The organism is Halomonas sp. ABH4_019, assembly GCF_056159885.1.
Map to the genome: position 1 here is coordinate 1,561,015 of NZ_JBSWWC010000001.1, position 7,619 is coordinate 1,568,633.

8 protein-coding genes are annotated in these 7,619 nt (G+C 69.3%); 5 read left to right on the top strand and 3 right to left on the bottom strand.

Going from position 1 to position 7,619, the window contains the following annotated elements; translation table 11 throughout:
• The first annotated feature begins 51 nt into the window (after positions 1 to 51).
• Positions 52 to 1,032 (top strand): alpha/beta hydrolase, encoded by a 981-nt coding sequence (locus ACXAFN_RS07140; RefSeq protein ID WP_474987414.1) that lies wholly within the window; start codon positions 52 to 54, stop codon positions 1,030 to 1,032.
• Positions 1,029 to 1,517: a hypothetical protein gene (locus tag ACXAFN_RS07145; RefSeq protein WP_474987416.1), complete on the top strand. Its 489-nt coding sequence runs from the start codon at positions 1,029 to 1,031 to the stop codon at positions 1,515 to 1,517. Before ACXAFN_RS07140 ends, ACXAFN_RS07145 begins: the two co-directional genes overlap by 4 nt.
• A 67-nt stretch (positions 1,518 to 1,584) precedes the next feature.
• Here the strand turns inward: ACXAFN_RS07145 and ACXAFN_RS07150 are convergent, their stop codons facing one another.
• The 3 genes from ACXAFN_RS07150 to ACXAFN_RS07160 form a co-directional block, all read right to left on the bottom strand.
• The gene (locus ACXAFN_RS07150; protein WP_474987418.1) at positions 1,585 to 2,961 is read right to left on the bottom strand and encodes an aldehyde dehydrogenase family protein; all 1,377 of its coding nucleotides are present in this window, start codon (positions 2,959 to 2,961) and stop codon (positions 1,585 to 1,587) included.
• A 277-nt stretch (positions 2,962 to 3,238) separates the two neighbouring features.
• On the bottom strand, positions 3,239 to 4,741 hold the full coding sequence (locus tag ACXAFN_RS07155; protein WP_474987420.1) for a YifB family Mg chelatase-like AAA ATPase: 1,503 nt from the start codon (positions 4,739 to 4,741) through the stop codon (positions 3,239 to 3,241).
• Positions 4,742 to 4,803: 62 nt separating this feature from the next.
• A complete protein-coding gene (locus tag ACXAFN_RS07160) occupies positions 4,804 to 5,163 on the bottom strand; it encodes an accessory factor UbiK family protein (protein WP_474987422.1) in 360 nt (119 codons plus the stop codon).
• A gap of 311 nt (positions 5,164 to 5,474) precedes the next feature.
• Between ACXAFN_RS07160 and ACXAFN_RS07165 the strand changes: the two genes are divergently transcribed.
• The 3 genes from ACXAFN_RS07165 to ACXAFN_RS07175 all read left to right on the top strand — a co-directional run.
• Positions 5,475 to 5,813, top strand: coding sequence for a P-II family nitrogen regulator (locus tag ACXAFN_RS07165; RefSeq protein WP_016855902.1), 339 nt, complete (start codon positions 5,475 to 5,477; stop codon positions 5,811 to 5,813).
• A 37-nt stretch (positions 5,814 to 5,850) separates the two neighbouring features.
• Positions 5,851 to 7,173, top strand: coding sequence for an ammonium transporter (locus ACXAFN_RS07170; protein WP_474987424.1), 1,323 nt, complete (start codon positions 5,851 to 5,853; stop codon positions 7,171 to 7,173).
• Positions 7,174 to 7,314: 141 nt separating this feature from the next.
• On the top strand, positions 7,315 to 7,619 hold a 305-nt coding region (locus ACXAFN_RS07175), incomplete at its 3' end, for a P-II family nitrogen regulator (RefSeq protein ID WP_474987426.1).

Sequence of the window (7,619 nt, forward strand, 5' to 3'; positions counted from 1 at the left end):
GGCGACCACCCTGACGGGACGCTAGCATGGGCAGGCATTGCGGAGGATCCGATGAGCGACTTCACCCCCCTACAGGCCCTGGGGCCCATTGCCCCGGCCGACCCGTCCGGCAGCCCGCTTCAGGGCTACCTGGGCCACTATGGCCTGGCGCCCCTGCTCGCCGGTCGGGTCGGCCTGCACGTGGGGTATGTCGACGCCCAGGGGTTTCGCCTGTGGACTCAGGTGTGGCGCCCCAAGGAGCCTCGCGGCACGATCTTCGTGGTGCATGGCTACTATGACCATCTGGGCCTGTATCGTCACCTCCTGGAATGCCTGCTCGAGCATGGCTGGCAGGTAGTGCTCTGGGACCTGCCGGGCCACGGCCTGTCCAGCGGCGCCCGGGCCACCATCGCCGACTTCGACGATTACGGCGCCTGCCTGCGCAGCCTGCAGTCCCAACTCCTGGACCGCGACCTGGCCCCACGCCCCTGGCTGGGCATCGGCCAGAGCACCGGCGCGGCGATCCTGGCCACCGATGCCCTGCGCCGCGGCGACGACGGCCACTGGAACGGCCTGGCCCTGCTGGCGCCGCTGGTGCGCCCCTGGGGCTGGACCCAGTCGAGCTGGCTGCACCGCCTGCTGGGCCCCTTCGTGCGCTCGGTTCCCCGCCGCTTCCGCGAGAACTCCACCGACAGCGACTTCGCCGCCTTCCTGCGCGAAGGCGACCCGCTGCAGCCGGACCGCCTGGCCATGGAGTGGGTGGACGCCATGCGACGCTGGATGCCGCAGTTGCTGGCCATGCCGACCAGCCAGCTGCCGACGTTGATCCTGCAGGGCGAGCAGGACCTGACGGTGGACTGGGAGTGGAACCTGGAGGTCCTGGCACGCAAGTTCCCCCGGGCCGAGATCCACCGCCATCCCGAGGCCAGGCACCACCTGGTCAACGAGGCCGAGCCGATCCGCCGGGTGCTGTTCGAGGAGCTCGAGCGTTTCCTCAGCGGCCTCGAGACGACCGACGACACGACGCCACCCCGGAGCCACGATACGCGATGACCCCTCGTTCGCTCGCCGCCCTGCTGCTGATCCTGCTGCTCGCCGGCTGTGCCGCCGGCGCTCCGGAACGCCCCCAGACGATCCGCCAGGCCCTGTTCGGCCTCGGCGAGCGCGCCGCTGAGGCGGTGACCGCGGCCCCCGAGCTGCCGCGCCCCGTCACCGACCAGGTGCTGCTGCTGGCGACGCCGGAGGTCGACGCCCGACTCGGCGTGGAGGAGGCGCGCCTGCTCGAGAGCCTGACCCGCGCCCTGCTGGGCCGTGACCAGGGCCCCCAGGTGCTCGACTGGCAGCCGGCGCTATCCAACGGGGCCGCCGCCAACCAGTGGCGGCTGGATAGCCGGCTGGTCGCCGCGGGGCCGCGACTGACGCTCAGCGACCGCACCCTGCTGCCCTACCGCCTGCAACTGACCCTGCGGCGCCCCGGCAGCCAGACGCCGCTGTGGCAATCGCAGCTGGACGGTGCCCTGGACGCCACGGCCCTGTAGGCCTCGCGCACCTGCTATCGGGCCCGCTGCCCGAGCGCGGCCCAGGGGTAAGGGCTACTGCAGGTCGTCAGGAGAATGGCGCCAGCATGGCGTCGATATCCTTGCCCGCGTAGGGAGGGTAGACGTCGAGCGTGGTGTCAGCCGGCGAGACCAGCAGGGACTTGGCATTGCTCAGCGCCTCGAACCCCGCCTTGCCGTAGTATTTGCCCATGCCGGACATCCCGACGCCACCGAAGGGCAGCGAGCCGATCCAGCAGTGCAGATTGGTCAGGTTCACGCAGCCTCCACCGAACGAGAATGAGTGGAGGAAGCGCTCGATCGTCGCCTCGTCGCGGCTGAAGAGATAGGCGGCCAGGGGCTTCTCCCGAGTCTTCAGGCGGGCGATCAACGCCTCCAGATCATCAAAGCGCAGGATCGGTAGTACCGGGCCGAATATCTCCTGCTGCATCGCAGGCTCGGACCAGTCGGACGGATAGAGCAGCGTGGGCTCGACATAGCGTCCCGCCACATCGGAGCGACCGCCGAGCACGGCCTTTTCCGGCAGGATATAGGATCGAACCCGAGCCGCATCCTTCTCGCTGATCATTCGTGCAAGATCGGGGCTTTTCGCGGGATCTTCACCGTACATCCGTGTCACCGAAGCCTTCAGCTTCTCCACGAAGGCCTCCGCGACACTGTCATGCACGCAGACGAAGCCCGGCGCAATGCACCATTGCCCGGAGATGGCATTGTGGCCCCAGGCGATGGCATCAGCGGCGCGCTCGAGATCGGCGGTCGAGTCCACGACGGTCGGATTCTGCCCTCCCAGCTCCAGCAGCACGGGGGTCAGGTGCTCGGCGGCGGCTCGCATGACGATCTTGCCCACCGTCGCGCTGCCCGTGAAGAAGATGAAGTCGAAGGGCAATTCCAGCAGCGCCGATATCTGCTCGCGGCCGCCGGTGACCACCGACACATCTTCGGGCGCGAAGTATTGCGGTATCAGTTCGGCGAACAGCGCCGCCGTGGCCGGCGTGGTGTTCGCGGGCTTCAGGATCACCGGATTGCCCGCCGCCAGAGCGGCAATGGCCGGGTCCAGCAGCAGCAGGATGGGGGCATTGAAGGGCCCGATCACCAGGGTGACGCCATAGGGCTCCCGCCGAATCACACCGCGTTGCCCCAGCTTCGCCAGGCCTTCGGGAATCTCCACCTCTTCCGGCGCCATCAGCCGATGGAGGTTGTCGCGATAGTAGGCAATATTGCCCATCGGCACCGTGATCTCGAAGCGCTGCTCGAAGGCCGGTTTACGGAAATCGTCGTAGAGAGCTTCACACCAGCGCTCCTGGTGATCCAGCAGCATGCGCTCCATCCTGGCCAGTTGATCCAGTCGCCACTCGCGTGACTTGGAACGGTCCGTCAGGAAGGCGTCTCTCTGGCGGTCGAAGATGGCACGGAAGGGGTTGCTCATTGTGGGACCTCCATTTCTTCGCCCTCTGCCATGGCCCCTGGGTCGCCACCCCAGCCGATATACCGACCGGGCATCCCACGGGAAAGGTGATGAGCAGAGAGGTGGCGGCAGGCTGACTCGACTGAAGCTTTGGGGAACAAGCCCAAAAGATAAAGGTGTCGCCCTGACAAGACCTGCCAGCACTCCGGAACAATTCGACAGGGCTGTCTCGCGGGCCGCGGCCCGCACACCGCCATCATCCGGGGCTCGATGCAGGACGCGGCCCGTCCGGGCCCTCTCAGCCCTTGAGCAGGCGGTCGAGCTGGCGATAGCCGATGGCCTCGATCAACTGCTCGCGGCCAGGCCTTGGCTCGCCGGCCAGGTCGGCCAGGGTCAGCGCCACCCGCAGCACCCGGTGAAAGGCCCGCGCCGAGAGCTGAAGCCGCTCCAGCACCCCGGCCAGCCAGGCCCGGTCGTCGCCGCCCAGGGCGCACGCGGCCTCCAGCTCGCGACCGCCCAGATGGGCATTGAGCGCCCCGCGGGCCCACTGGCGCCGTCGCGCCACCAGCACCCGCTCGCGCACCGCCGCCGACGACTCGCCGGCCTCCCGGGACGTCAACTGCGCCGGCGGCAGCGCCGGCACTTCCACCTGCAGGTCGATGCGGTCCAACAGCGGGCCGGAGAGGCGTGCCTGGTAGCGCTGGATCTGGGCGGCGGTGCAGTGGCAGGCCCGGCGCGGATCGCCGAGATGGCCGCAGGGGCAGGGATTCATGGCCGCCACCAGCTGGAAGCGCGCCGGATAGCGACGCTCGTGGTTGGCGCGGGCGATATGGATGCGTCCCGACTCCATGGGCTCGCGCATCACCTCGAGGACCTGGCGCGGGAACTCGGGCAGCTCGTCGAGGAACAGTACCCCCCGGTGGGCCAGCGAGATCTCGCCGGGGCGCGGCCGCGAGCCGCCGCCCACCAGGGCCACCGCGCTGGCGGTGTGATGGGGCGCCCGGAAGGGCCGTTGCCCCCAGTGCTCGTCGAGCGGCAGGCCGCACACGGAGCGCACCGCCGCCACCTCCAGGGCCTCGTCATCGGTCAGCGGCGGCAGGATACCGGGCAGGCGGCTGGCCAGCATGGTCTTGCCGGTTCCCGGCGGGCCGGCCAGCAGCAGGTTGTGGCCGCCGGCCGCGGCCACCTCCAGGGCGCGGCGCGCCTGGTGCTGGCCACGCACCTCGGCGAGGTCGGCGGCCGCCGGCGGGCTCGCGGGCGGCCGCAAGGCCCGGTGGGGCGCGATCGGCGCCTGACCCAGCAGGTGCGCCACCACCTCCAGCAGATGCTCGGCGGGCAGCACCTCGAGCTCGCCGGCCAGCACCGCCTCCTCGGCGTTGGCCCGAGGCACGATCAGCCGTCGTCCGGCGCGGCGGGTGGCCATGGCCAGCGGCAGCACGCCGGTCACCGGGCGCAACGCGCCGTCCAGGGCCAGCTCCCCCACGCACTCGGTCTCGGCCAGGGCCTCGGGGGGAATCTGCCCCGAGGCCACCAGCAGCCCCAGGGCGATGGGCAGGTCGAAGCGCCCGCCGTCCTTGGGCAGGTCGGCGGGCGCCAGGTTGAGCGTGATGCGGCGCAGCGGGAAATCGAAGCCGGCATTGACCAGGGCGCTGCGCACCCGTTCACGGCTCTCCTTGACCGCCGCCTCGGGCAGCCCGACCAGGGTGATGCCGGGCAGGCCGTTGGCCAGGTGGACTTCCACCAGCACCTCGGGGGCCTCGAGGCCGAGGCCGGCCCGGGTGCGCACGATCGACAGGGTCATCGGCGGTCCCTCGCTGTGAGCCTGCCTTCAGGCTAGTCCAGCGGCGGCGGGACCGCGCGGGATCAGCGGTCGGTCTCGCCGCCGCCGGCGTCTTCCTCGGGCGTCGACGAGGAACCGTCCGCGGGTATGGCCGCCTCCTCGCCGACCGCCGGCGGCGTGCCCGCCGCGCCCGGGCGCGAGGCCTCCAGCGCCTCTTCCAGGGCGGCGACCTGCTGCTCCAGGGCCTCGACCCGGCCGCGGGTGCGCTGCAGCACGTCCATCAGGATGTCGAAGTCTTCCCGCGATACCAGCTCCAGGCGATCGAAGGCGCCGCGCACGACCTGCTGGATGCCCTTCTGCACCTCCTCCGGCGCCTGGGAGGCGCCCTGCAGGCGCTCGCCGATCTGCTGGGCCAGGCGGCCGATGCGGTCTTGGCTGACCATGCTCTCTCTCCTAACGGTGGGGACTGACGACAAGGATACGCAAGGCGTCCGGCGGACGCATTCCCGACGCACGCGGCGGACGCCCCCGGATGGCGCAACACCCTGGCGCGCCGGCACCACAACGGTGCAACTCCCCCTGACCGCCCTGCACCACCACGGCGCCCCGGCCGCGCATCAGCCTCACAAGGCAATGAAATAAAAGCATTATCAAGAAAAGTGGCACGGTTTAAGCAGTTACCGGCTAGAGCTGCACATCCACCGCGCGGCGCGACCCGCGCTCATACAACAAGTCCACACAGGGGAGATCCGGGATGAAGCTGATCACCGCCATCATCAAGCCCTTCAAGCTCGACGACGTGCGCGAGGCACTCGCCGACAACGGCGTCCAGGGCATCACCGTCACCGAGGTCAAGGGCTTCGGTCGCCAGAAAGGCCATACCGAGCTCTACCGGGGCGCCGAGTACGTGGTCGACTTCCTGCCCAAGGTCAAGGTCGAGATCGCCGTGGACGACGGCCGCCTCGACACCGTGCTGGACGCCATCTGCAGCGCCGCCAACAGCGGCAAGATCGGCGACGGCAAGGTGTTCGTGACGCCGCTCGAGGACGTCATTCGCATCCGCACCGGCGAGCGCGGCGCCGACGCCGTCTGAGCCGACCGCCCTTCCCCTTTCATGAGGAGTGACCGTCATGACTGAGTTGACCGAGCTGAGCTACGCGCTCGACACCTTCTACTTCCTGATCTGCGGCGTCCTGGTGATGTGGATGGCCGCCGGCTTCTCGATGCTCGAGGCCGGGCTGGTGCGTTCCAAGAACACCGCCGAGATCCTGACCAAGAACATCGCCCTGTTCGCCATCGCCTGCACCATGTACCTGCTGCTGGGCTACTACCTGATGTACTCCAGCGCCGCCGGCGGCATCCTGCCCAACCTGGGCTTCCTGCTCGGCGGCGAGAATACCGTGGAGGCGGTGACCGCCGGCGGCGATGACGCCCCCTACTACTCCATGCGCGCCGACTTCTTCTTCCAGGTGGTGTTCGTGGCCACCGCCATGTCCATCGTCTCCGGGGCCGTGGCCGAGCGCATGAAGCTGTGGGCCTTCCTGGCCTTCGCCGTGGTGATGACCGGCGTCATCTATCCGGTCTCCGGCTACTGGACCTGGGGCGGCGGCTGGCTGGCCGAGCTCGGCTTCTCCGACTACGCCGGTTCCGGCATCGTGCACCTGGCCGGTGCGGCCGCGGCGCTGGCCGGCGTGCTGGTGCTCGGCCCGCGCAAGGGCAAGTACGGCAAGGACGGCAGCATCTTCGCCATCCCCGGGGCCAACCTGCCGCTGGCCACCCTGGGTACCTTCATCCTGTGGATGGGCTGGTTCGGCTTCAACGGCGGCTCCGAGCTGAAGGTGTCCGACGTGAGCTCCGCCAACAACATGGCCCAGGTGCTGGTGAACACCAATGCCGCCGCCGCCGGCGGGGTCATCGCGGCGCTGATTTTGGCCAAGGCCTGGTTCCGCAAGGCCGACCTGACCATGGCCCTCAACGGCGCCATCGCCGGCCTGGTGTCCATCACCGCCGACCCGCTGTCGCCCAGCGCCCTGGGCGCCACCCTGATCGGCGGCGTGGGCGGCCTACTGGTGGTGGTCGCCATCGTCGGCCTCGACAAGCTCAAGCTCGACGACCCGGTCGGTGCCATCTCCGCCCACGGCGTGGCCGGCATCTGGGGCGTGCTCGCGGTGCCGCTGACCAACGACGGCGCCTCCTTCGGCCCCCAGATCATCGGCATCCTCGGCATCTTCGCCTGGGTCTTCGCCGCCAGCCTGGTCGTGTGGCTGATCATCAAGGCGATCATGGGCGTGCGCGTCAGCGAGGAAGAGGAATACGAGGGCGTGGACCTGGCCGAATGCGGGCTCGAGGCCTACCCCGAGTTCACCGTCTCCAAGGTGCACGGCGGCGGCAGCGGCCGCAGCCGCTCCGAGGGCCTGGGCCAACCTCAGCCCATGACACCGCGTCCCCAGTGACCCGCTCACCACCACGCAGCACGATGGCCCCCGCGCGGGGCCATTTTTTTTTCCGCCCGCAGCGGGTGTATGCTCTGGCACAATGACCCCAGACGGATGGCGAGCGTCGCCATCGGATACGGACAACGCGAGGACATGACCATGAAACTGGTGACCGCCATCATCAAGCCGTTCAAGCTCGACGACGTACGCGAATCGCTCTCGGAGATCGGCGTCCAGGGCATCACCGTCACCGAGGTCAAGGGCTTCGGTCGCCAGAAGGGCCACACCGAGCTGTATCGCGGCGCCGAGTACGTGGTCGATTTCCTGCCCAAGGTGAAGCTCGAGGTGGCCGTGGACGAGTCCATGGCCGAGCAGGTGATCGATGCTATCACCCAGGTCGCCAACACCGGCAAGATCGGCGACGGCAAGATCTTCGTCACCGCCCTGGAGCAGGTGATCCGCAT

What these genes read in the sequence shown, in the direction of transcription:
- ACXAFN_RS07140 (WP_474987414.1), top strand. Translation starts at nt 52, where the DNA reads ATGAGCGACTTCACCCCCCTACAGGCCCTGGGGCCCATTGCCCCGGCC.
- ACXAFN_RS07145 (WP_474987416.1), top strand. Translation starts at nt 1,029, where the DNA reads ATGACCCCTCGTTCGCTCGCCGCCCTGCTGCTGATCCTGCTGCTCGCC.
- ACXAFN_RS07150 (WP_474987418.1), bottom strand. Translation starts at nt 2,961, where the DNA reads ATGAGCAACCCCTTCCGTGCCATCTTCGACCGCCAGAGAGACGCCTTC.
- ACXAFN_RS07155 (WP_474987420.1), bottom strand. Translation starts at nt 4,741, where the DNA reads ATGACCCTGTCGATCGTGCGCACCCGGGCCGGCCTCGGCCTCGAGGCC.
- ACXAFN_RS07160 (WP_474987422.1), bottom strand. Translation starts at nt 5,163, where the DNA reads ATGGTCAGCCAAGACCGCATCGGCCGCCTGGCCCAGCAGATCGGCGAG.
- ACXAFN_RS07165 (WP_016855902.1), top strand. Translation starts at nt 5,475, where the DNA reads ATGAAGCTGATCACCGCCATCATCAAGCCCTTCAAGCTCGACGACGTG.
- ACXAFN_RS07170 (WP_474987424.1), top strand. Translation starts at nt 5,851, where the DNA reads ATGACTGAGTTGACCGAGCTGAGCTACGCGCTCGACACCTTCTACTTC.